This is a genomic window from Vibrio glycogenivorans (genome assembly GCF_051660965.1).
Lineage (GTDB): Bacteria > Pseudomonadota > Gammaproteobacteria > Enterobacterales > Vibrionaceae > Vibrio.
Map to the genome: position 1 here is coordinate 546,709 of NZ_JBPVIS010000002.1, position 25,551 is coordinate 572,259.

Genomic DNA, 25,551 nt, shown 5'->3' on the forward strand with positions numbered 1-25,551 from the left:
GAGCGCGGAAGAGCTACTTGGTGTGTTGGCTTCGGTCACTAAAGCAACAGGACTAGAAAAAGATCTACATGCAGGCAGCCCTGACCCGCTGAGGACAACAATTTTAGGGCATGCAAGAAGAACGACGTCAGTCTATTTCCATTTAGTCAAAAGCACGTGAATGTTCTAAGTCACCTCGTATTTATCGCGACAAAACGGATAGTTGATCAGTAACTCAGACCGATGAGGAAGTTATCGGAGCCAGACAAATAGGTCTAACATACGTTTCCGTTCCTGCGGACTCCAAGTCCCTGCAGGGTAGTTTCCTCAGAACACTCGGAGTTGTTCTGTACAAGAGGGCACATTAGATATACGTGCATTTTGCGGCTCGTACAAGGACCGTCACGTCAAATGTTCTTGACCTACAACCCTTATCAAGACATCTGAGTGTTCACCCGTTGTAACAATCAAAAGGATTTTGATTGTTCTTTCAATTGAGCTGCATCAATAGAAACACTTATTTTCTCGCTGTTGGCAAATAAACATTCATGACGCGATGTGTTGTCCTAACCTCTGCTGATAGGTTTTCGAACAAAAGTTTAATTTTTTTCCTGACAAAAAAACTAAACTTCATCCTAATATTGTTTTTAGTGTTATCTACCCACCCCAGCCCATCAACCACAATAGGCGAAAATTTAAACTCACTATCCTTTCTTAAGAGAATATTATTTAAATTTCTATCACGAGAGAGCACGTTATAATCTAGATATGTGTTTTTAAGCTCGTTTAAATAATCTAAGCAATCTTCTAAAACAATTATATTATTGCACAAATAATAGCTAAGAGGTTTAGATATTTGACCATCATAGTCTCTTATCAATTCTACCATTAAACCTTTGCCAAGGTTGGTATCAACAAATCCATAACTGTCTGGAAAGCTTGGGCAAGCTTTGTACTTGTTGAGAAAAAACGACTCTCTCTCGTTTACTGAGAGTCTTGGTCTTTGTATTTTTATACAAATATTGTTATTTTGCGGATGTAAGTATACGTCCCTTTCCAAACCAGAAGCTATATGAAATTGCGAATTTATCTCGATCATTGTGTACCTTATGTTAGAGCGCAGCTTGCGAAGGGTACAACCTTGAGAGGCCAAATTCAAGACAATGTACATTTTGCAGTTGAATTCGGGCGCAATTAATCAGCTGGTGTGTTTGCAGACATGCGCTTAATGATGGTGTCGATGTCTCTAATGGCTTACTACGGCAACCAATAGTAATTGAACTTTCGAGGGGAATTAGCAACAACAGATTGCATGATAGGGTTCCATGCATCGCTGGCAAGTATTGTGTCAGATTATCTTACCCACAGCGGCTTTGATGTCGATATCATCACTGATGGTGCAAAGGTGATTGACTGGGTTAAGCAGCACAATCCCGAGCTGAACCTGCTTGATTTGATGCTACCGCATAAAGGCGGTCTTAGGGAATTTAGTCAAGTTCTGGGTGATCATAGCGACGGACAAAATCGATGAAATTGATCGCTTGATTAGCTTGGAGCTCGGTGCCGTTGAATACGCGTGTAAGCCCTACTCACCTTTAGAATTGGTTGCTAGAATTAGAAATGTCCTACGCTGTTCACTACCATGCAAAACAATCGTGGCTCCAATCAGCGAGGCGGCGATGACCAACGCCGCTGGTAAGTATTGAAATCATTGATTAGAGAACAGCAGGCTTCGATACCAAAAGTTATTCTCACCCACTATGCAGTGCTGATTGCTTATATAACTAGCTCAGTACTGCATTCTACGAACTTAACTTCACTTACGTCGATTACCTGTTTGATTTGATTCACTAAATCATCTAATTCAGCAGGGTTAACATGAAGGTCACTGATAAGACGGCTACGGATGTTATTTGGGTCTTCATCCATTATAGGGAAAATCCCCAATGCATGCTCTTTCTCAAAATATCGGATTTCAGAATGTGGATAAAAGAGATAAACATAATGATTTGCTTCCTTCTTGAAGCCTGTGAATTTAAACGCTGCTAGTGCGGCAGCCGCCGCACCAACAAACGCTATAGGCCCAACAACAGCAACAGCAATAAGACATATGATGACCCCAAGACATGCTACAGACCGAATAATGGTAAAAACAAAGTCTGGTATTCGTTCTTCATCTATTACGCGAACTCCTTCAAGCGTAAACGTATACTTAAAGTAATGCGGTTGAAAAGCTGTTACACCCAAGAAGAGAGTGACAGAACAGGTCACCAAAAACATCATACTAGTAGCAACTGTATGCCAATCAGTCATAACCCCCCAAAAGCATGACATACCCAAAGAAAACACAACGAGAAATACATCAAACTTAAAATTTCTGGGTGGGACACACTCCCAGCTAAAGAGTGCTTCTGCTGTTTTCACTCTTTCTTTACACTCTGAAATTTCTTTAGGTTCATTAATTAGTTCGGTCATTATTGGGGTCTCACGATGGATAACTCGGTATCTTGCAGTAGTTCATCGGCAGGCATTATCTTTAGGCTATTGCCGTTAGTCTTAATAGTGTATTGCAGAGACTTTCCTTGCAGCATATCCTAGTAGAATTCGCACTCTGAGACTGAGATATCATCCAGTTGAATACACAGCAAATCACCGTCCCATCAGCATTGTTGGTATAGCGTTTCTTGCTCTATACCAGGTGAGCTTTATTTAAGCTGAGAAACTTCCTGCGGGATAGCAAGTGTAACCACTAACCGGTCTCTAAGACTGGCAGCCAGGCCATAACTATCTCGGATGCCGTCGGTACTTAGTAAGCACTGTTCAACCGTAGCTCGGGCTTGAGGCTGATAAACGAGGTCTAGATAAGCAGAGAACTCGTTTTCGGTTGTGAGTTTCTTATCCTCATCGCCATACCTCCAAGGAGAAGCTTGTAACCATTCTTCCATTTCATTCCTCTCGAGACGTCCCGAGAGGAATCCCATTACAATAGTGTTCAACTAGCTATAATCGCCAATCAACTCTTCGTCGTAGTCAACAATCTTAACTTCACAAGTCTTGAGCAGCGGTTTCATGTGCTCAACGACTCGATAAAAGTCTTCTTTAGTTGCATGTGCATAACAGCTGAAGTGCCATCCTTCATGATTATTAGGCTCGATCGTTAACATAGGCACAATTCGAAACTCGTGCTCAGCTTCGCAATAGCGAAACTGAGCGTGATGATAAAAAACTAATTCATAATATGATGCTTTCTTTTTGAAACCGGTAAAGCTAAAGGCACCCAAAGCAGCTGCTCCTGCCCCCACAAACGCCATCGGCCCAACCACTACTACTGCAATTAGGCAAGCAATAACCCCAAACCACGCTAGGCCTCTAATAATGGTAAATACGATTTCCGGCACCCGCTCTTCATCTGTCACCCGAATACCTTCACGAGTAAGCTCATACTTATAATGATGGGGTTGGAAAGCGGTAAAGCTAAAAAAAGCAGCCAATGATAAGATTGTAAGAATAGTTAATATCATCATTACGACATGGCTTCTCGTAAAGTAGCCCCACCCGCCTGACATAATACAAACTAGAATAAACATGACCCAATCGCCGGCTCGATTTCTAGGAGGCGTGCACTCCCAACTAAACAGCGTCTCCGCTGTCTTTACTCTTTCTTTGCGCTCGATTATCTCTTGAGGCTCGGTATATAACTCACTCATTATTGGGGTCTCACGATTGATAGCTCAGTGGCTGGAAGTTCTGCAACGGCAGGTGTTACCTTGATATTGTCGCCATTGGTTTTGATGATGTATTGCAAAGGCTCTCCTTGGGTCATATCCAAGTGGAACTCGTACTCTGTGGCTGAGATATCATCCAGCTGGATACGCAGTAAATCACCATCCCACAGGCATTGTTGGTATAGCGTTTCTTGCTCCATATCGGGTGAGCTTAATTTAAGCTGAGAAACCTCCTGCGGAATAGCAAGTGTAACCACTAACCGGTCTCTAAGACTGGCAGCCAGGCCATAACTATCTCGGATGCCGTCGGTACTTGGTAAGTACTGTTCAACCGTAGCTCGAGCTTGAGGTTGGTAAACTAGGTGTAGATAAGTAGAGAGCTCTTTTTGGGCTGTGAGTTTCTCGTCCTCGTCGCCATTGCCCCAAGTTGAGGCTTGTAACCATTTTTCCATATCGCTCCTCTTTAAATAACTCAAGAGAGCAGATGTTATTAGGATAACGGCGCCTGCAGCAAAAAGCGTTGTTACCATCCAAGGGGCTGCAATAGTCGTGATTCTAAAATTTATCTTCGGCCTAATTTTAGGTGGCAATTTTGCTATAGCAGATTCTATTCCCAAGCCTGCGACAGGAACTCCAAACGCAAAACTGTTTGACATATGGGCAAGAAACTGAGCACCCTCTAAAAGAAACTCTATGTCGCTATCGGCTTTGCCGAGCTTGGCCCATGAGCGTGAAGCATCAAACACTGAGGCCCCCAAACCGAATACCGAAATAGTAAAGGTACCTTTTGCAAACCGTTCTAAAGTTGCCTTAAGCTGAGAGTTCTCACCCGCAAGCTTCGCTATTGTCTTTCTACGGTCATTCTCTGATAAAGCTTTCACTGCTTTGATACTCTGCGCAAACGCCACCTCAGATATCGCCGTCGCAGTCCAAAGCGCCGCCGAATAAAGATCTTTCTGAGCCTCTTTGTGCTCCTCCGAGTCCTTGATCGCCGAATGATAACTCTCATTCGCGATCAAAAAGTTAAAGGCATTGAGAATAGCGACGAAGCCGCCGGTTCCGCCCATTTTGTTGTAGGTATTTGAGACCCTATCTGACGCTTTTTTCGCCAGGTTGCGACTCGTCTCTAACATCACCTCTCCAGACACACGCTGAGTCTCTTGGACTCGATACTTCATCAGCGCAGGGAAGGCCGCTTGAGCCTGACGCAGTTGGGCTTCAGCTGATTCGAGTAGGGCGTCTTGGACAAACGGAATTGATGTCGCTGCATTAGTAGGTGTCTTGGCTTTATTCACGGCCTTTAGAGCATCATCCATTCGGCTATAAAAGGCTTTTATTTTGTTAGGATAATCAGGATCAAAACGAGCACCATGACCATTCTCAAATAAACAGTTTTCCATAAATATTGAGCGCAGATACACTCGACTGGCCACCAACGAATCATTAGGTAGCTGTTTGGAGGTGAGGTGGGTGATTAGAGATCCCCATGCCTCGTTTGAGGTGCTGACCGCCGTTTTCATCGCCGCCATGACGCTTTTTACCGGCTGAGACAACTTTTTGTACCACTCGGTCTCTATAATTTCTCGAGTGTCGGCCAAGGTTTGAAAGTTATTGATATTGCCTACAATATCTTTGGCACTTTCAATATTGTCAAACACACTGTGTGCGCTAGACTCAGATTCAACCGCCACCTTAAGATCCGTACTGCCGCCAAACAGCACCAAAGATAAAAGGTTGTCCGTTTTAAGTAGCGATGACATTCCCTTCTTCTCAGGCTCATATTGGTCGGCCTGTAATAGGTTAAGAGTGATCATGCTCATCAGGGTTTGATAGTGCTCTTGATGGGTGGCGTCTTGGTTATCTAAACCAAGCAGCATCAAGTCCTTACCAGTGTCATTGACGGCCTTGCGCAGCACCTCTGCTCGGTCGCATGCACGCTTTGTCATGGCAGCTAACTTCTGCTCCATCTCTTCACTAAAGCGGTGAAGATCACTCCATCGAACAGACTGGTTAAGACGGCGCTTTTCCGCCCACTGCTTGTGATGTGCAGGCTTTGGTGTGTAGCCCCATTCGTTCTTCAACTGGACAAGTTTTTGCTCAGTTCGCTGTTCGAACGCTTTGGCTTCATCGAGCGCAGCGTGGTCATGAATTTGAGAGCCTTTCGCTCCACCAATCGCTTGCTGACTGAGGTAATGATCTCTAAGGTATTCATCGAGTGCCCGCTCAAACTCCATATAGTTATGGTCTGTCACTGCAGGCGGCGTCTCACCCTCTGGCAGTGTCACTCGAGCCACTTGTCGGGTGATCTGTGCCATCTGCCACTGATGCGTCTCATCGGACTCACCGTCGACCAGCTCCATAACTTCAAGATTGGTTTCTTCAAGTGCCATGGTTAAGTCGTATAAATCGGCTATCGGGTCTTCAAGCGCGACAATAACACTCGATTCAGCGGATTCTGAACCCGACAACCAATCACTAGACTGAGTCAGTGGCTTGACCTGAATGTACTCACTGCTCTCGCCCTCTAATGGACTGATAGTATGCAGGAACTGGTGCTCTGGCGCTTGCTCGATGTCACTAATCAGCGTTCCCAGGCTATCCGATGGGCAGACATGCGTTTTACTGCCCTCTCGCACCTGGCGCATCCATTTACCTCGTTGGCTGGCAGAGCTCGCCATCAGGAACTTTTGGTTGTCCGTCCATTGGCAGGCAGAGAAAGCGATTTTAAGTTTATGCTGCTTGGGGTATTCAAGGTAGCCTTGTTCAGCGCCCTCACCTTTTAATACACTGCCCTCGACCACGTACTCATGTAATTCGCGTTCATGCTCGTCAAAGACATACACAAAACCATCGCGCAACTGGCGCAAGGTATAAGGCAGATTGGTAGAAAAGCGCCCACGACGAAAGGGCGCTTTGGCAGGGATGGCTTCGCCGGTGATATCGAAGGCGTAGCGGACCGGGACAATGGCCTGATACTCAACCTCAGCGGGCACTTGCTCATCAGTGCTATCGCTCGATACCTCATTAAAACTTGGCCGCTCTGTCGTGACGGGGTTACGTTTCAAAGCTTGGTCAGCAGGCGACTGAGCATCGAAGGCTGCCACGGCCTCCTCATGCGTCATTTCAACTAACGGGTTGCTCCAGTACATCGAGTTTTCGCCCGGAAATGGATGAGAAGAGCTAGATAGATGCGCTTTCGTTTCTGCCGAGATTTGGCCAGCCATTGGGTTTTTCATTAGCTTTTTATCACGCTCGCTCTGCGCCTCGAACATCTCAACCGCTTCTGCATAAGTCGCAGTGAGGTCTGGATTTGTCCAGTACACTGAATGTTCATCAGGGAAGGGATAGCGCTTTTTTTCCTGTGCCATACTACGTCCTCGTAACCACTTTAATACGAAGCAAAATAGTACCATTGAATCGAAAATCAGTGTGTCGATATTGATAGTTAAAACAATGGATTAGCCAGTTAAAATGCAGGTTTTGACGATTTTTGAGGAAATGTGAACCGATATCACATAATGGGAGTGGCGGCTTTAAACCATTTAGATGTCGGCAGACCAGTAATACTTCGCCTACTCAAGCAGCTTTGAGGAGCATACTGTGATTTTTCATGACAATATGCTTTCGGTTGGTTTTCCTACCGAGAGAGTGATAGAAGAAACCACAGATTAGCCAGCCTAAGCAACTGTTCGATTAGGCTGGCCAATCACCTTACCTCGCCACTTCTTCAATTAACTCCATCAATTGCAAATAGTGGTATTCGATATAAAAATGCGAGCCCAAGTACATTGAAAGCAGAAGGAAGGCACTAAAGCCGATGATCTTCTTAGGCGACATCACAAAACGTAACGGCTGGCTAATCTCTTCAGGCTTTAGGTTATCAATTGGCTTTTGCTGACCCTTCGCCATGCGGATCTCTTTGATCGTGCGATAAAGATCATCGACGATTTCATTGAGTTTTTCTTCACCCCGCTCTTCAACCCCAAACTTACCTTTAAAGCCCAGTTGGATAAGCATGTAAAGAAACTCTATCACCTCAGAATAGCGCTGAGGATCGTGTCGCAAGCGATCTAGAATGGCGTAAAATTTCTCACCGCCTGAGGCCTCATCATGGAAGGTCGCCAACAGGCTGTACTTGCTCCACTCGTTTTTCAAGCCCCACTCTTGGCGGAAGATCGCTTCATCGATGGCCAGACAAGTACAAAACCGCACCACCATGATCACCGACTTTTCCATCTCTAGCTGCTGTAAGCGACGCTCGGCGTCTTTGATTTCTCGCTCAAGCTGCTCTTTGAGTGGCACCACATCATCAACCCAAGGTGTTTGGTCAACACAGGATAGAAAGTAAAATAGCCACGCAAACTGATCGAGAAGCGGATTGATGCCAACGCGATCGAGTTTGAACTCCGACAAAGAGATGTTGGTCGAGACTTCCTTAGACGGCAACACCTCTAGGGGCTTGTTCGCCTCCGGTTGGAACAGAACTATCGTGATGTCGTCATCGTACTGACTCATTGTGCAACCGCCCATAGCTGAATGGACATGTTCGGGAAGTCACCGGAGACATGCAGAGCAATACCGCTTGAGTTGAGCAACGAGTTCCACTCATCGCCATGCTTCTCCAGCTCAAAGTAGGTATATCCAGCATGATAAGGCAACTGGCGCGGCACCACTGGCATCGGCTTGATAGAAATACCCGGCAATTGCAGATTGATGAGGTCACGAATGCGCTCAAGGCTACCCAGCTTAGTTTGGGCGGTAAACTTGTTGTACAGCGTCTCTAGGGTCACATCGGCTTTCACTGCCAGAATAAACATCGAGTTATCGAGGATATTACGATTAGCAATATGAGCCACATGGATACCATAGCCTTGCTCTTTGAGCACCAATGGTGTGGTGCGACGCTCAGACATCACACTCAATCGCGCCCGCGCTGACTCCATCACTGGCCCAAGACAGTGACTCAGATTAGCGTGTACGTATGGCGTGAACGGCATTGGGCGACGCTCAGAGGAACATAGGGTCGCCAACTCCCCTTCCACCTGTACGAGGGCTGCAAATAACGTCTCTGGATGTAACCCTTTGACTTTACTAAAATGTTCAAATAACGGCTCAATACGGTTGATCGATTGCAACAGCATGATATCGGAGACTGATGATACCCCTTGTTGATCCACCATTCCGAGTTGCTCAATGATTGACTCGGCGCGGTGTTTAAGCAGTGAGGCGAACTCTTCGACAAACTTGGACACATAGTCTGACGCCTTAACATCCAAACACGTCGGGATAAAGTTCTCATCGAATTCAATGCGTCCGTCAGAGCGCACCTGTGAGATCTTAAACAATGGAATAGAGGTAAATGAACTGCGATCCTCATTCTCAAGCTTAAGGCTGAAGTTCAATTTGCCGACGGTAATTTTTGCCGTTTCAACGCTCTTATAAGAGGCGTCGGTCACTTGCTGCTCGTCAAGGTGGTACGTCGCTGAGTCGGCACTTTGATCAAACAGTTGCTCGCTCTCAGATGGCAAAGGACAACAAAGATAAACCACAGTGTTGATCGTTGAGGCTTCAATCTCCAACACAGCAGGCACAGGTGCCATTTCAGGCAGGGTAAACGGTGTCTGATCCTGAGAAATACCGGTAATTTTCTTGATGCCAATCTTGCCCGACGAAAGCAATGCATCATTGACCTCGACCTCAGTCACACCCCAAGCATGTGGGTTAACCAGGTTAGATAGCATGTTTGAGTGGCTACGCAGGTAACGTTCTTGCTGCTGAAAGTGCTGTGCTTTCATGAACATACCATCATGCCACACCACTGGATTAAATAATGACATTACAATTCCTTAGAAATAAATTTGCTCGACGCCTGAGGTCTTATCCACGCTCAATACATTATTCTCGATATCCACATCGAGGTAGTAGCTGCGGCGCTCATCGATATCATAAGTAAAACGCCACACCGCACCGTTTGAATCACGAAACGCTACCGCAAATCCCAGCGCGCGCGTTTGCTCATCAAGTGTGATGTGATCGTTCCATGTGTCACCGGGCTCAAGTTGGAACTCGTATCGACGCACGTATTCGTCGCCCAAAGACGCTTGGTCATCCTCAAACAGGGAGTAAAAACCTAAGCTACGAAACAGAACGGGTGAAGACAACTCGTAAACGCGTAACAATACCGGTGACGAGCTGCCGTCTGAGCGTTGGTTAAGCTGCTGATTAGCTGTGATATTTAATTCAATCTGTGATGTACTCGGTAGCAAGCCTACCGAGTCTTTAAACTGTACCCAAACCGAGCACCCGGACAGGAGCACACACAACAGGGCAATAAAGGATTTTCTCATCTATTCATTTCTCAATTTAATAAAGTCTTGTGCCAAGTTTTTATTAATCGTCAATGCGAGCTCGGCCTCTGACTGTTCGTAGTTTTGTCGATAAAATTCTTGATAGGCATACCACGATCGCGGCGCAGACTTGCCACTGAGCGATAGCTTTGTCGGTTGAGTAAAGTTTTCTGGATGAAGCTGATTAACCACTGTCTGCACCGAGCGGTGGAATGCGCGAGTCTTCAGATCTCGATACCTAGCTGCATCATCAGCAAGCTCGGAGAAGAACTCGTCCGGCATCACCTCATGCTCTTGATGTAAAGCCTGCATAAGGTCTAGCATCGCTTCAGCTGAGGTCAAATTAGGCTGTGTCGATGACTCAAATTCAGCACTCGCATTGAGCTGCTTAACCAGATCCTCAAGACAAACTCGTAAGCTGCGACCCAAGGACTCAAACCAATCCGCTTTATACCCCTCAAGATTCAGATCGACCCCTAACCCTCTCATCAAGTGTTGAATTGCCTCTGGTTGACCAAGATTGTGAACGACAGGAACGGTCACCGGTGGCTCAGGAAGCTGTACAGGTTGAGGAGAGGCGGCTGGAATATCCGAGATCGGTATGGCGCTATGCAAATCGGCTGACAGGTTTATATCATCGACTAATCCCGGAATATCTGCTGTTAGGTTGATATCTTCAACTTGTCTCGGAGACTCTTCTCGTACAGGCTTGTTATTCACAGCGTGGTCAGTGGATAAACTCACGGGATCTGCGGTCGATATCGTGCCTTGCGCTTGAACGTTACGATCTGTTGCTGAATCCAGTGCAACGTCTTCAAGCCAATTATCTGGGATAATTGGCATAGGCATTTCTGCAAGAAGATCATTACTGTCATCGGGCAGCTGCATCTGTGAGCGAAAAGGATCAGGCTCTGGTTGAACCACCTCTTTACCAATCAAGTCATCCTGCTCGATGTGCTCATGAAGTAAGTCAAGTGGATCATCACTATCAACCTGCTCCTCACCACTGATCTCTTCAATCAACGTCTTCAATGGCTCTTCGAGTGCCAAATTTCGTTCTGGCACGTGATGCTGGATAAGCTCTAATGGGTCAGTGATATTAATATCAGGGGTGATATCCTGATCGATACGAAAACCATTAAATTTACTTTCGAACTTGGCAGTTAATTTATATCGACCGATTAATAGAACGTCATCTTGTAATATTGTGGTCGGTTGATTCTTCTCTAATTTATTACCATTAACGTAAGTACCATTAGTACTTACGTCGTTAACAAAATACTCACCACCATAACAGGTAATTAAACAGTGAGTACCTGATACGTATTTGTTCATATCAGGGAGTTGAATCAAACAGCGATTGCTTCGGCCTAAGTTGGCACCAGTATCCGTGATCTCTAAGACACCAGCACCCTTGTATTCTTCTGGATGCTCGATAACCTCAAGCATCAATATTGTATTGTTCATAGATGATTAAAATAGTACGGTCAAACCGAGCTCGATTCCGGGTAGGTGAGCCTCATAGGTAGCTAAATAGGAAGCATGGGGTATCACTTGAATATGGGCGTTAGGGTCGCTTCCCATCTTAAATACGATACCACTGGTAATGACAGCTGCCGCATCAAAACGTTGCTCGCTTGGCAACTTCTCGTACTTGTAACCAAACTCATCAACACGCTGTCGTGCGGAATAGCGGCTATAACCAAGTGAAGCCCCTAAGCCAAAGTATGGCGTGATACCACTACTCAGTGGAAATGCATACTGAGGTACGATTTTTAACTCAAAGTTATCCAGCTCCTGATATATCCCATTTGGTTGGGCGGGAATATAGTCACGTAAATAACTGGCAGACAACCACCAACGCCAACGAGCGCTATTCATGTCTATTGGACGCGTATGGACAGCACTAAAGCGAAAACTATCTGTCGATCCTGCCTGTCCCTCTGATGCGTAAGAATCATAGGAAAAAACTGACGTAGACAAACCATAACGCAGCCCTTTTGAGCTCGCTAGAGTAAAAGTTGAGCAGAACAACGAAATAATTAATAGAAAGTAGTTAATGAGTTTCACATTTTCGCCCCTATTACAAACGTCTCAACCATAGTCGCTATGAAACTATGATTCAATACCATAAACATTTGAAAGTACTAAAACTGCAATATACCTAGTAAATAAGTCAATTTAACTAGTGCAGTACGGCATACTTATTAAGTACGCTCATAGGGGACGACTAATTTCAAATTTAAATTAAATTAAAAATGCACTTTTTGGAACCGAGCTCAATTTTACAGTTATAGAAATAACATAATCATTAATAGGGCGAATATGCCATTAGTTTATATGATAACGTTTATCGCAGACATAAAGGACTGACATGAAGTTAACTTTATGTAAATTAACTTAAGCTTTTTTGACTTAATAGCAACAACCCATCAACACCAAAATAAAAATGAATAAAAGAAAATTCAAGATCTATTCTATCTGTGCGCTTTTTCTGGCTATTCTTTACTCAGTGACTTATTACTTTTTTGAGTTCAGTCATAAGCAGTTAGCGCTTGGCACCTTATCAATACTCATCGTAATCATCGCGATGGTAGAGTTGCCCCTGCTGTGGAAAAAACGTAAAGCTACGCAAGATGAGATCCTCACAGAGGCCGCCATTCTGGGCGAAAGTCTATTACCACTTGTCAAGAAAGTGCAAAAAAAGCCAATCTATATGCTGATTGGCGGCAAACACTCAGGCAAAACCACACTGCTTAGTGCCAGTAATGCGATCAAGCCAAAAGATCAGAAAAACACCACAGTGACAGAGTATTACTCTTGGCATGAGTCAGAGCACGCCTGCTTTATCGAGCCCTCATCACGCTTAGTCTTTCAAGACATCTCGGATACTGATGGTCAATTATGGACAACACTGGTTGAAACCATTATTGATCAAAAGCCACGCCGTCCTTTTGCTGGCGTAATAACCAGTATTGATATCGAGATGTTAGTGTCTGAAGTCGAAGAGCAAAAGCAATACTATACCGAGCTGTTAGCCGAACGCGCTCACGATATTGCGGCTAAGGTTAACTACAGCATTCCAACTTACGTAACCGTCACCAAGTTGGATAAGTTGCTTGGTTTTAGTGAGTTTATGCGCTCGAGTAAGATCAAGAGCCAAGTCGAGCACCTGACGATTTCGCTACGCGACTCCAAGCATAACCTAGTCGAAAGTTACAACAATCAATATCAGGCCATCACCAAAACGTTCGAGGCCTGTGTCATTGAGTCGACTGCGTCTGAACGTCATTGGCCAGATAAGCAGGCCATTGCGCGTTTTCCAAAACAATTTGAATTGTGCCAAAGTGAAATTCTTAAAGTCATTAAAGCATTCAGTGAACTAAACGTTGGCAAATTTTCTGTCGACCTTAGGGCGATTTACTTTGTCTCTAACCTCCAGTCAGGTCGAAAGTACAATTTGGTGGCTAAAGGGTGTAGCCAACACTATAACCTGCCGGTTATCGCATCGGAGCACGGTCAACTACTTGAGCATTCGTTCTTTACCCGCTTTTTAATTGACAGCCATATCCTTCCAGAAGCGAATAACATCGGTGAGAACCGCAAACATTTGCGCAAAATGCTGTTGCGTAGTCGCGCAGCCTTGGCAACCTGCGTGACCTTAGTATCATTGTCTGGCTATATGTTCTATCAATCCATCGATACCAGTCTTGGAGTCATTGGTGCCCTGAAAGGACTGGCGACCAACATTCAAGCGACTGAAGATCAAAATGACTTTCACGAACGCCTCAATACGGCAACCGATTACATCGAGCCTTTCTATGAAGCTTGGAGTCAGGCTACATCTAGCCAAGATGATAATCATATAGTGATTGGCGGACAGCGCCTTAGTGATGCACAGCAAATTGCCGAGCGTGCGCTATCAAAAGCGATTGAGGCCAAGTTGATCCCGCTCGTTACCGAATCTATGAGTCTTGAGCTCGTCGCTCTAACTCAGAACTATAACGCATCACTAAGCCTGCTTAAGGCCTATCTGATGCTGTCTGAGGTCGACAAGCGTGAAAACGACTTTATCGTTCGCCAAATAAACCGTACGTTAAGAAAATACGCGCGCAATCAAGACTCCATTCGCAAAGCCACGGTTTTTCTCAACCAGTATTTTGCCAGTAGCAGTAAATCTATTTCCATCAATATGGACCAAGTCCGAGCCTCACGCCGTCAACTCTTGACTCAATCAAAGGTCGATATGGTTTACGAGCAGCTCCTTAATGAGGCGCAGGATGCTGAGCTTGGTGATCTATTCTTGTCTCAAGTGGTCGGTTATCAGTTTAGTAACTTGTATAACCACACTACCCTAGATCGTGAAATGAGCATCGATAAGCTCTATACCAGCAATGGATTCAGTACCTTCTTCCGCCCTCGCCTAGAGTTGGTTTCCAAGCAGGTGATCATGGACGACTGGGTATTGGGCCTTTCGAACAACAAGGTGCCTACCGAGCAAGAGCTTAAAGTTTTTCGTGACGATGTGATCCGCAAATACTCTGATGATTACATCACCTATTGGCGAAATGCCGTCACGGAGCTGCGCCTGCGCGACTATGACGATATTATCGACCTGACTAATGCCATCGATCTGTCGTCCGGCCCGACATCACCGTTTTCGACTGTTTTGTCGACGCTCTATGCGAATACCAAGTTCCGTCCAGACAGCTCTTACATGGACCAAATCAGTAAGGGTAATCCGCTGCTGGAACAAGCCACCGAAGCATTGGCAGAAAAAGTCGAGGACGCGATTGAGCCAGATTATATCCTTCTTTCCCGTATCGAAGAGTCATTCCGTGTCGTCAATGGACTCAATGAGAGTCACTCGCGCGAATCGGGAACACCTTGGGATGAGATCGCGATTGCACTGAGCGAAGTACGCTCCTATCTCAAAGATATTACCGATGCGCCAAATATTAAGCTCGCCTCGCTTAATGCTGCGAAATCACGCATGCGTGAAAATCACGCTGACCCACTAATCAGACTCAAACAGGTGGCACAGAAAACCCCTGAGCCGGTTAAGTCTTGGCTCATGGACATTGTGACGCAAACCTGGGCTATCTTGCTTAACGAAGCACAACAAGGGGTGCAAGAGCTTTGGGTGAGTGAGGTGTGGACTGACTTTAACCGCTATGCCGCAGACCGCTATCCGTTTAATTCACGTAGCGCCGATGAAGTCTCCATCGATGACTTTGAAGCTTTCTTTGCCTCTGCTGGCACCATGGATAACTTTATCCGTGACTACCTAAGCCACTTTTACGACACCCAATTGTGGGAGCCGAAAGTCGTAGACGGAGAGTATCTGCAGCTAAGCCAGTCATTTGTCATGCAGCTGCGTAACTACAACGTGATAAACACCACGCTGTTTGATAACACCACCAACCGATTTAATGTGCCGTTTCACGCTAAGATTTTGGATCTTGACTCGAGTGCGATTCGCTCATCGATGACGGTCGCTGACGAGACTATTTTGTACTATCACGGTCCAACGCGTTTGAAAGAGTTTACCTGGCCACCAGCCACTGGTGAGCTGTCAGTCAACCTAATGATCCAAGACTTAGGTGATGCATCTCGACAGCATAACGACCTAATAGAAGGACATTGGGCACTATTTCGCATGGTGAATAACGCTCGACTTTACCCATCCGATGAGGGTGGCTTTATTTCTGAGCACAAGATTGCTGGCCGTGATATGCAGATCCATATCATCCCGTCAGCGCCAGAGAACCCGTTTAATCTTCGTCAGCTATACAACTTCAAGCTGCCAAGAAACATCATATAACTCAAACTAAGAATAAAGGCAAAAACCATGTCAACAGGAACATACGAAGAGATAGATAAGTTAGACCGACGCATCGTATCGGCTCTATTGATAAATGGTCGAGAGTCTATCGCCAATATATCCAGAACGGTAGGACTCTCACGCACTGCAGTAGCAGAGCGAATGACTCGTTTAGAGAAGCAAGGGGTTATCACCGGATACACCGCTAAATTGGGCAATGGTGAGCAAACTAACACTGCGTCTTGCTATCTATTGCTTCAATGTGAACGAGGCAGTAAAAGAACCGTTGCAGAAGATCTACAACAGATCCCCGAGATTAAAAATATCTCGATCGTGGGTGGCACCTACGACCTGATTGTGATGGTTGAAACGACGTCACTGCATTCGCTGCACTGGGTAACCGATGAAATTGAGAGTATTGACCAAATCACTAAGGTCACCACCTCAGTGGTCATGCACCAACCGATCAATCGCTCATAAATCACTGGCCAACTGTTAGAAACTACCAACTGAAAGCTCCGCAATTGCGGAGCTTTTTTTGTCCAAATTCACTTTAGAAACCGTTCATAATATCTAACGTGTCACGATATTAGTGGTTTATTAAGCGTATTGTGCCTCCCCTACGAAATACCAGAGGCTATGACTATTCAGTCACACCAGGCACCATAACTACTTCAATATCATTAAGAGGTTTGCCTAACCAAATACTTTTACCCAGCTCACTGACGCCCGCTTGACCAAGACTGTTGGCAGGGATCGTCGTTGAGTCCACTTCAAGTTTCAGGTCCCAACTTAACGGATCGAGCAGGATAAACTCCATCAACTCCAAAAGCTCATTATAGGCTTGTGAGTCTTTGTAAAAGGCCTTGTAGCGCTCGAAATCTAACTCACCAATACGCAGGCTGAATTTGCCGTTGATGTCCATCACCTTTGAACCTAGGTGCGAGGTTTCACCGAGCTGATGATTGGCTCGCCCTAGACGAGTCTGTTGGTCGAGCGGAATATTAATCTTGCGCAAGACCCACTCCTCAATGGTGACATCATCAAGCCCAAAACAGTGCCCCACGATACCGGCTACTAAGTCAGCGGAGCGAGTTGGGTTAGACAGCTGGCCTAGATAAGACAGTAACTTTGCCCAGTCCAGATGCATCTGATCCTGCACCCCGGCCTCTGATGACACTCCCAGTAAGTTATACAGGGTTTTAGACAGGGCGTCCGTTGCTCCACTCTCGTAGGTCACCGCATACTGGTTTTTGCGCCAAATACGATAGAAGAGTGACAGATAACGGTTATGAAAGAAGTCAAAAAAGTCGCGTACTGGGTTGTCATCATCACCGCGCCCAGCCAACTTCTCAGTGTATGAGGTTGGCAGTGGCGAGGACGCGCCATGCAGTCCAAGGAAGTTGACTTCGATCTCCGCGCCCGAGACGCCATCACGTTCGATTGCCTCAATACTGTTAATATCTGCACTAGGAAAGCCGAGCTCAGGTGAAATCGTGAAGTGAACACGCTCCTGGTTCGCATACAGCCCTTCCCCAACATAGCCGAACTCACTGTTGGGGTCCGCACGAAAATGTTGCTCGAGTAAATAAACCGCTTGAAAGAACGAAAACTCTCTCGCTTGGTCACTTAAGTGTTCAGATACACAGCTTCCCTTATCGGTTACATGGTGTCCTGACATCCTTGCCTCCACTGCCAAGTAAACGTCTCGCCCTTCGCGATATCTTCCACTTGTAGGCAGGTTGAAGAGTTGATACTCGCATACAAAGAGAAGAAACGATTCAGGACACTTGCAAACAGGTACATCTCGCCTTGGTTAAGGAACTTGGATGAATCGAGCTTGAGATTAATCAACTTGCCACGTACCGGAAGTCCACGATGAATGCGTTCAACGGACTTCATTGATACATCGACAATCCCTTCTAAACGGCGGCGAGAAACTCGATAGCTCTGCTGGTCAATGCGTGCATGGAAATCATAGGCACTGAGTAGAACACGTAAATTTTCAACCTTCATTAGCGAGGTATAGTTAAGTGACATGTTCGCGATCAATTGCCAATGCAGATCGTTATCTACTTGGGGAGCAACACTTTTTGTTGGTTTAGTGATATTGGTAATATCGGCCAACGTAGTCGAGTTGTGGCTGGATACATTCAGCTCATTGATATTCAAACGATGAGGTAAATTCGCGTTGGTACAAGTCAATTTAAGCAGGACATTATCTGGCTCTAGTTGCTCGGCTGTACTGCTGTGAGAAAAGAACGAAATATACTTGTCGAGTTTGTTGGCCGATAAGTTCGGTTCAACCCGCTCTTTATAGTACGACGTCTTGGTTGGTACATTCACGTGATGCTCAAATGACTCAAATGGCGTGTAGTCAACTTTACTACGACTTTTACTATTCCAAGCTTGGACCTGATCAACTGAATAAACTTCGTAGTGCTCTTGCTGTGTGGTTTGTGGCCTCACCCGATATTGAGTGCGCTTCTTGTCGTGACGGATTGGGTCTGCATCCATGTCAAACAGGTTAACAGCGGGCGAGCAGTGCAGCTTGATATGGTGATCTTTCAGCTTCACTTCCGAAGGCAGTGCTTTTTCAAACACAAAGGATAGGGTCATTCGAGTCTGGCCAAGCATTTCTCGCGTCCAGCCCAAACCTTCGAGATCAAAGAACATAAACTTTTCCGGTAACGCAAAGTACTCTTGCAGGTAGCGATAGCCAGAGAAACAGTTTGCGCTATAAGGCAACATACCCTGCTCAGAAGAAAAACCAACCGGCTTAAGCTTATCGGTACTCAGCTCGATGGTCCTCTCGCCTGCCGTCACCTCAATCTTTTCTAGATACTCATTTAACCACAGATAGACCTGACGGCTGATAAACGGCTCACCATTAAGAAAAAGACGTAAGCTATCGATAGCAGCATTACTCAGGGTTGCCCCTTTGTCACACACCAAATGGATATCAACACGAGACGAGCTGCGTGAGTCATGCTGTAAGATTCGCTCAACTTTAATCGGATGCAGTTCAACGTCATAGCAGGTCTGAAACTGGCAGCGAGTATCCTCAACCTGAATGCTTTGCACCTCACAGCCTTTGTTGACCAAGTTACCGTTTGACAATGCGCCATCATGCGGCATCAACTCCGTGACACACATCGACGGTACGCTGCGTAAGTAGTGAGGCCAGAGCAAAGACATCAAGCTCTGAGTGATCTCAGGTAGTTCCGCGTCGAGCTTTTGCCTTAAGCGCCCCGTGAGAAAAGCAAAACCCTCAAGCAAGCGTTCTACATCGGGATCTAGGCTCCCTCGTGATAGAAATTGACTGAGTTGAGGGTGGTGTCGTGCAAACTCTTCACCTGATTCACGCAAGTAGGAGAGCTCATCCTGAAAGTATTTGTTCGTTTCCATGCCAAGTTCTAAACGTTAAATTTACCGTCTACATCGACCGAGATATCAAAGGCCAGTGGTAAGACTTGATTGTTATGAACGACTTCCCCAACAATCGAGAAGGTCAGTTGTAGAGCATTGATTTTGCTTGGAATATAGTTCACCTGAACGGTTTGAATACGAGGCTCGTAGGTTTCAATCGTCTGTTTGATCGAGCGTTTTATTTCACGAACCATATTGGTACTCTCCGCCAAGACATCGTTAAAGTCCGGCAGACCATAATCCGCGCCAAGCTGCGTGTTACCAGAGTGCGTGTTGAGCAGCTCTTTAAGGTGGGATTGTATTGATCGAATTAACTCTTCACTGGACGTGACTTTTTCATGAGCACTCTTTGGCTCGCCCAGTTCAATCCGTTCTAATAGTCGAAAGCCTTTATCCATTTTTTTCCTTCACAACGCAACAAAGCGGGAGGCATGCCTCCCGCTTTGACGATTCATGACCAAATTAGTTTTGGTCAAGTTTACCTACAAGGGAAAGCTCGAAGCTTGCGCCCATGTATTTAAAGTGCGGACGAACCGATAGTGACACACGGTACCAACCTGGATCACCCTCAACATCACTCACCTCTAGACGAGCTGCGCGAAGTGGGCGACGACCACGAACCTCTGCTGGCGGGTTCTCTTGGTCAGAAACGTACTGGCGAATCCACTTGTTCAGCTCAGCTTCTAGATCGCCACGCTCTTTCCAAGAACCAATCTGCTCGCGCTGCAACACTTTAATGTAGTGTGCTAGACGGTTGATGATAAACATGTAAGGCAGCTGCGTGCCTAGCTTGAAGTTAAGCTCAGCTTCGTTGCCTTCAGGTGTATTTGGGAACACCTTAGCTTTTTGAACTGAGTTTGCAGAGAAGAACGCCGCATTGTCCGAGCCTTTACGCATGGTTAGCGCAATGAAGCCCTCTTCCGCCAGTTCAAACTCGCGACGGTCAGAAACGAGTACCTCTGTCGAGATCTTGGTTTCAATTTGACCCATAGACTCATAGTTGTGGATCGGCAGATCGTGTACCGCACCGCCACTTTGTGGACCGATAATGTTTGGACACCAACGGAATTCCGCAAACGACTCGCTCACTTTTGAGGCCAAAGCGTACGCAGAGTTACCCCATAGGTAATCATCATGGCTGTTGGCTACGTTTTCGTTGTAATCAAACGCCTTGATTGGGTTATCAACCACTGAGTAAGGGCTACGTAGCATGAATCGGCTAGTACACAGGCCAAGGTAGCGAGAGTCATCGTGCTCACGCAGACCACGCCATTTGGTGTACTTTGGTCCTTCGAAGACCGCTTTAAGGTCTTTCAGGTTTGGTAGCTCTTCGTAGCTTTCTACACCGAAGAACTCAGCACCAACTGACGAAATAAATGGTGCGTGTGACATTGCACCAACGTTTGCCATGTACTCCATCAATTTGATGTCTGGTGATGACGCATTGAACTGGTAATCACACACAACAGCACCAACTGGCTTACCACCAAATTGGCCGTACTCACGCGTGTAGATCTGACGGTATAGACCAGACTTAACCACTTCCGGCGCGTCATTGAAGTCTTCTAGTAGCTCACCCTTCTTGGCAGAGATCAGTTCAATCTGAATGTTCTCACGAAAATCCGTGTGGTCAACCAAGTACTTCAGACCACGCCAAGAAGATTCAATCTCTTGCAGCTCTTGAGCGTGCAAAATCTCATCAACCTGTGCAGATAGCTTGTTATCGATCTCAGCAATCATAAGATCGACGACTGACTGATCGACTTTCTCTTGATGATCGCTATTTAATAGCTCAGCAATGAATGCCTCAACACCACGCTTAGCCACATCGAAGCCATCGTCTGCTGGCTGGATACGAGTTTCGCTAAGGATACTGTCTAGAAGAGACGCGTTATCAAGGACTTGATCCTGTGCACTTGCTTCAAGCATTTCTGTACTCATGCTGGCTCCTCTTCTTTGGTCTGTTCTGGTTGTTCATCACCAATGTTCAACTCAGCAAGCAGCTTTTCACGCGCTTCCTTGTCACCCAGTACTTCAGCAATACGCTTGCGGAAAGCCGGGACATTGCCCAAAGGGCCTTTCAGCGCAACCAAAGCCTCACGCAGCTCAAGCAGGCTATTTAGCTCAGGGACTTTCTTCGCGATGGTTTCTGGAGAAAAATCGTTGATATGTTCAAACGATAGATCGACACCAAGCTTCACACCCTCTTCATCAGAAAGACGGTTCGGTACATTGACCTGAACTTGAGGCTTGTGCGACTTCAACACATCGTTGAAATTGTCTTTATCGATATTGATCGGGTCACGATCTTCGATTGGCGTTTCATCGTCACGACCGGTAAAATCACCTACCACCAGCATATTTAGCGGCAGTTCAACATCTTCGTTGGCATCACCTGTTGCAGGTACGTAACGAATATTGATGCGTTCCTTAGGAGCTACAGAACCATCTCTGGACATAATCCATCCTTAAATCAAGTTTAATAATTAATCTTTTACCCAACTGCGATATTGCTCAGGCACACTATCTGGCTCGCCGTACTGGCTAAGCAAAATAGCGCGCTTCAAAGCATCGTATTGATGAGAAAGTTGGGGTTCCCAAAGTTCTAAATTTACTTCCTTTCGAATTGGCGCAATGGTTTCGATGTATGGCCAACTTAAATGGGGCAAATTTGCGTCATATAGCATCTGCGCAAGCTGCAGATGAACTATGAATTTCTCTCTTCCTGAGTTTGCGTCGGCTAGCAACGCAGCGGCCTTGAACATCACCTCAGCAAAATTACTTTCGTCGAGGGCTTGATGCTCAAAACCGTCCATATCAATCGGTGCCGGTGGGGCACTGTTTGAGACGGCAGAGTTCGTTGAACGTGTTACCGCCTCATTAACCCACTGCAGTGTGCTTTCATCGCAATAGGCTTGGTTATCAGCAAAGTACAGCTCACTAATCCCGGGCATTCGTTCAACAAACTGTTGTGTTGCGAGTTTCACCACCTGAGCCGCCGCGTTAAAGCCCGCATTATTAAGCAGTTGCGACAACAAATACTGGCCAGTCAACCAAAATGGCGCGTTGACGAGACTATTTTCGACTCGCTGAATTAAAACCAGATCCGCGCTGTTGCTGCTGATGCTCTGGGTGATCTCATCGAGCAAAGCCTCTGCTATCGGCAGTCTTAACTCGGTCACCTTGTCGCTGTTATGCCCGGGCAGAGCATCGATACCACTCCAGGTGACAAAGCGATTAACGGCGTAAACCGTCAGATTGCTCGGGTCGGCCGCGAGCATCGAGCGTGCACCATTCGTCAACTGACGAACCAATTCATCCAGATCAGCAATCGTTTTGGGCTCAAAACTCGGTGTTGATTGTAAACTGTCGGCTTGAGGCGACGTTTCAACTGCCACTTTGGGCGTTTTGACTTCCTGAGTTTTTTCACTCTTGGCCTCAGTAGCGGGTACCGTTACCGGCTCTTCCACCTGCACCGGAACCTTAGGCTCTGGGGTTGGCTCACTTTGACCAATCGATTTTTCGCTGACTTGCTGATTAACCGGTGATTCCACCGCCTCGGTCTGTTGCGACTGTGGTGTTTCTTCTACCGTTGCAACTGGCTCTGACTGGGAAGGCGCGCAATTGAGTTCGACAAATTGCAATTTGTCTTGAATCGCATTTCGAGTGCCGACTAACGAGACCTCGGCACGGTCGAACAGCTCAAAATAAAGGTCACACAGCTGCGATGCATGCAGAGCGGCTTGTTCTAACTCCGGCTTGTCATTCCAAGTAAACTCAACACCCGATAACATCAATTCGCTGTGTTTGTTTAGCCACTCTACAGCACCATCTCGGCGCCTTGGGCGTGACGGAAATACTTCTGAACCTGCGCATTCTAAGCTAGCAATAAACACCTTTAGCGCCGCATTAAGACCTGGCAGTTGGTGGATCTCATACCAAGCTCGGGTCAAGTAACACAGTGCTTTGAGATCTTTACTGTGCTCTGCCAGCAGTTCTTGGGCGTTTTCAGCCACCACTTGCCAATTGACGGTTTCGCCAAACAGTGACCCGAATTTTTTAACCTCAGCTTCCATCAATTCAAAGCAGGTTTCGTACTGAGCATCAATACCTGCCGGTGCCTCTGCTGAAATAGGCTGGGTGTAAAGTTCGATATTATTCATAATAACTAACGCTTCGGGTCTCTAGGTTGTCTAAATTTGGCCAACAGTGTCGTCATCTTGCTGCTCAGTCTCTGAGGCGGCGAGTTTGCTGACATGGCGACTGCGTCGTGAAATTGACTGCTCTAATAAGCGCTGGAAAAATGCCTGGTCATCAAAGGCTAAGCCCGCTGAAAACTCAACGATGTCACTTTCAACCGACTCTGGTAACATCCCTTCCTCCGACGCACGTCGGGCGAATCGCTCAGACTTAGTGCGCAGTAAATGCTCTTTACGCTGGCGTAGGCGCTGACTTTCTGGAAACACCTGCGCGGTTTGTGAAGCCAGCAGTGTTGCTTGGCGCAATTCACCCTGCTCGACCAGCGTTACGGTCTCTTGATAGGCATCATCCGCAAGCTCCTCTCGCAGCTTAAAGCCAAACTCATAGTGCAGTGCTTGCTGCTGCTCCCATACCTGATTGATGTAATCGGCCACCAGTTCAACCTGATCTCCGCGAAGCGCATCCGCAAGTTGAGTGCGCGACAACAACGAGAAGTTTGCCCGCTGATTGTCCTCTAGAACCTGTTGACTTAGGGCAAATACCTCGACAAAACTCTGCTCCAATTCGCCCTCTAGATTTATGTCTTGCTCTCTGAGTAATTCAGCAATTTGCTTTATATTGCGGCGTATATCGCTCAACGCTTCATTGGTTGAGCTCACCACTTTATGGCGATTGTTTACCCATTCCTGATGACTGTGGTAATAGCCCTGCTGAGTCTCGACTTGAGCTTGAGCGAGCGCTTTAAATTTTTGTTCGATGTCAGTCGAATAACCAAAATGCTTGCTTTGGTAGCTGTTTAGTTCCCAAACCGGTGTGGTGAACATCAGTGCAGGAGTCAACGAGGCCATTTCGTTGCTGGTCACTTCAATTGGTGCGCCAGCAAAACGATTTGACCATCGGGCATCACGGATAACGTAATTGTGTGCCAACATAAACAAGCCGGTCACGAACACCACAAACAGCGCACAATCGGCCCAAAAACGACGGCCAAAGAACGATAGATTCTGATTGCTCGTTTGCGTTAACACTAAGTCTGCATTGCGCATCTGGGTAAAAATCGGCGCACCAGAGATCATGGCGCTGACATCAAACTGGCCGAACTCCTTGGCAAAGGTGATCGGGCTAAACCCATGCTCGCGCGGCGACTCGATAACACGCAACAACAAATGCCATACTGGGCCTTCAACAAAACTTGGGCCACGGTTGGACTTTACTAATTTCGCTAGTTCAGTCTCATCGATTGTACGGCCGGCAAGCAGAGTCAACGCGACCAAAGCAAGCGAGTAAACGTCATCTTGAGGCGTACCAATACCAGTTTCAACATAAGGCTTAGACGCGTATTTAAGGCTTGCCTCAACCACCTGATTGCTCTGACCAACATACTGCGCCGCGCCAAAATCAATCAGCTTAACGCTGTCATCTTGTCCCACCAGAATATTGGCGGGTTTTACATCAAGGTGACAGATGCCTTTCGAGTGCACGTACTCAAGCGCCCCTGCAACCTGATAGACTAACCACGCCACATGATCTTGACGAAAACCAACGCCGCCCTGGTCATTACTGCCTTGCGACTTTGCAAAGCGCTGGATTTTGTCAGCCAGACTTTCGCCACTGACCCATTCCATTAAGAGATAGGGCGTACGCGTCTCCTGACCAAGCTTAAGCAACTTAACCACATTGGGGTGCTGACAGATTTCGAGCTTGGTCGCTTCTTCGATCAATGCATCACTATGCTGGACATATTGATAATCTACCACTGTCTTACAACAGGCCTGTTGAGCAGGATCGACGCGCTTCGCCAACTGAAGCAATTTCGTGTGACGGTTTGGCTTAGAGATAACTTTTAATATATCGAACTGAGAAGCAAATAATTGCTCTACCGATGGTTTCGACGCTAGTTGACTCTCTCGAGCCTGTTGCTGTTTTTTCTCGACTAAACGATTTACTAACGAGTCAACAAATAAGCCCTGTTGCATGACAATACATAGTTTTAAAATAGATGCTGAGATTAAAAAATAATTACCTTTGTAATTCAATAGCGATATTT

General features: G+C 46.3%; 20 protein-coding genes. 3 read left to right on the forward strand and 17 right to left on the reverse strand.

The genetic code is table 11. The features are described 5' to 3' along the window. Window positions 1-496: 496 nt before the first annotated feature. Window positions 497-1,078 (reverse strand): YrbL family protein, encoded by a 582-nt coding sequence (locus ACSTTG_RS07170; protein ID WP_438474282.1) that lies wholly within the window; start codon window positions 1,076-1,078, stop codon window positions 497-499. A 246-nt stretch (window positions 1,079-1,324) separates the two neighbouring features. Between ACSTTG_RS07170 and ACSTTG_RS07175 the strand changes: the two genes are divergently transcribed. Further along, entirely contained in the window at window positions 1,325-1,510 is a 186-nt protein-coding gene (locus ACSTTG_RS07175) for a hypothetical protein (protein WP_438474283.1), read from the forward strand. Between the two features lie 245 nt (window positions 1,511-1,755). Here ACSTTG_RS07175 and ACSTTG_RS07180 read toward each other — a convergent pair whose 3' ends face one another. The 9 genes from ACSTTG_RS07180 to ACSTTG_RS07220 all read right to left on the reverse strand — a co-directional run bounded on the left by ACSTTG_RS07180 (window position 1,756) and on the right by ACSTTG_RS07220 (window position 11,932). Next, window positions 1,756-2,454: an immunity protein TsiV2 protein gene (locus tag ACSTTG_RS07180; protein ID WP_438474284.1), complete on the reverse strand. Its 699-nt coding sequence runs from the start codon at window positions 2,452-2,454 to the stop codon at window positions 1,756-1,758. A gap of 230 nt (window positions 2,455-2,684) precedes the next feature. Beyond that, window positions 2,685-2,924 (reverse strand): hypothetical protein, encoded by a 240-nt coding sequence (locus tag ACSTTG_RS07185; protein ID WP_438474285.1) that lies wholly within the window; start codon window positions 2,922-2,924, stop codon window positions 2,685-2,687. A gap of 51 nt (window positions 2,925-2,975) precedes the next feature. Continuing rightward, the gene (locus ACSTTG_RS07190) at window positions 2,976-3,686 is read right to left on the reverse strand and encodes an immunity protein TsiV2 protein (RefSeq protein ID WP_438474286.1); all 711 of its coding nucleotides are present in this window, start codon (window positions 3,684-3,686) and stop codon (window positions 2,976-2,978) included. Beyond that, complete coding sequence (locus tag ACSTTG_RS07195) at window positions 3,686-7,072, reverse strand: toxin VasX (RefSeq protein ID WP_438474287.1); 3,387 nt, start codon at window positions 7,070-7,072, stop codon at window positions 3,686-3,688. The genes ACSTTG_RS07190 and ACSTTG_RS07195 overlap by 1 nt, the downstream gene beginning before the upstream one ends. A 343-nt stretch (window positions 7,073-7,415) precedes the next feature. After that, window positions 7,416-8,219 (reverse strand): type IVB secretion system protein IcmH/DotU, encoded by an 804-nt coding sequence (icmH, locus tag ACSTTG_RS07200; protein WP_438474288.1) that lies wholly within the window; start codon window positions 8,217-8,219, stop codon window positions 7,416-7,418. Next, window positions 8,216-9,541: a type VI secretion system baseplate subunit TssK gene (tssK, locus tag ACSTTG_RS07205; RefSeq protein ID WP_438457918.1), complete on the reverse strand. Its 1,326-nt coding sequence runs from the start codon at window positions 9,539-9,541 to the stop codon at window positions 8,216-8,218. Before tssK ends, icmH begins: the two co-directional genes overlap by 4 nt. Window positions 9,542-9,550: 9 nt before the next feature. Next, on the reverse strand, window positions 9,551-10,051 hold the full coding sequence (tssJ, locus tag ACSTTG_RS07210; protein ID WP_438474289.1) for a type VI secretion system lipoprotein TssJ: 501 nt from the start codon (window positions 10,049-10,051) through the stop codon (window positions 9,551-9,553). Then, complete coding sequence (locus tag ACSTTG_RS07215; RefSeq protein ID WP_438457916.1) at window positions 10,052-11,518, reverse strand: FHA domain-containing protein; 1,467 nt, start codon at window positions 11,516-11,518, stop codon at window positions 10,052-10,054. A 6-nt stretch (window positions 11,519-11,524) separates the two neighbouring features. Then, the gene (locus ACSTTG_RS07220; protein ID WP_438474290.1) at window positions 11,525-11,932 is read right to left on the reverse strand and encodes a hypothetical protein; all 408 of its coding nucleotides are present in this window, start codon (window positions 11,930-11,932) and stop codon (window positions 11,525-11,527) included. 568 nt (window positions 11,933-12,500) lie between these two features. Here ACSTTG_RS07220 and tssM point away from each other — a divergent pair. After that, on the forward strand, window positions 12,501-15,875 hold the full coding sequence (gene tssM, locus ACSTTG_RS07225) for a type VI secretion system membrane subunit TssM (RefSeq protein WP_438474292.1): 3,375 nt from the start codon (window positions 12,501-12,503) through the stop codon (window positions 15,873-15,875). A 27-nt stretch (window positions 15,876-15,902) separates the two neighbouring features. Beyond that, window positions 15,903-16,355 (forward strand): Lrp/AsnC family transcriptional regulator, encoded by a 453-nt coding sequence (locus ACSTTG_RS07230; RefSeq protein WP_438457913.1) that lies wholly within the window; start codon window positions 15,903-15,905, stop codon window positions 16,353-16,355. A 163-nt stretch (window positions 16,356-16,518) separates the two neighbouring features. Here ACSTTG_RS07230 and tssG read toward each other — a convergent pair whose 3' ends face one another. From tssG to ACSTTG_RS07265, 7 genes are all read right to left on the reverse strand, one after another. Next, window positions 16,519-17,556, reverse strand: a complete 1,038-nt coding sequence (tssG, locus tag ACSTTG_RS07235; protein ID WP_438474293.1) for a type VI secretion system baseplate subunit TssG — start codon at window positions 17,554-17,556, stop codon at window positions 16,519-16,521. Further along, a complete protein-coding gene (gene tssF / locus ACSTTG_RS07240; protein WP_438474294.1) occupies window positions 17,538-19,283 on the reverse strand; it encodes a type VI secretion system baseplate subunit TssF in 1,746 nt (581 codons plus the stop codon). The genes tssG and tssF overlap by 19 nt, the downstream gene beginning before the upstream one ends. Window positions 19,284-19,291: 8 nt before the next feature. Then, window positions 19,292-19,702 (reverse strand): type VI secretion system baseplate subunit TssE, encoded by a 411-nt coding sequence (tssE, locus tag ACSTTG_RS07245; protein WP_438457910.1) that lies wholly within the window; start codon window positions 19,700-19,702, stop codon window positions 19,292-19,294. Between the two features lie 64 nt (window positions 19,703-19,766). Next, a complete protein-coding gene (gene tssC, locus ACSTTG_RS07250) occupies window positions 19,767-21,245 on the reverse strand; it encodes a type VI secretion system contractile sheath large subunit (protein WP_438457909.1) in 1,479 nt (492 codons plus the stop codon). Continuing rightward, window positions 21,242-21,763, reverse strand: coding sequence for a type VI secretion system contractile sheath small subunit (gene tssB, locus ACSTTG_RS07255; protein WP_438474295.1), 522 nt, complete (start codon window positions 21,761-21,763; stop codon window positions 21,242-21,244). The genes tssC and tssB overlap by 4 nt, the downstream gene beginning before the upstream one ends. A 27-nt stretch (window positions 21,764-21,790) precedes the next feature. Then, window positions 21,791-23,467, reverse strand: a complete 1,677-nt coding sequence (locus ACSTTG_RS07260) for a type VI secretion system domain-containing protein (RefSeq protein WP_438474296.1) — start codon at window positions 23,465-23,467, stop codon at window positions 21,791-21,793. Window positions 23,468-23,497: 30 nt separating this feature from the next. Next, a complete protein-coding gene (locus ACSTTG_RS07265) occupies window positions 23,498-25,480 on the reverse strand; it encodes a protein kinase family protein (RefSeq protein WP_438474297.1) in 1,983 nt (660 codons plus the stop codon). Between the last annotated feature and the right edge of the window lie 71 nt (window positions 25,481-25,551).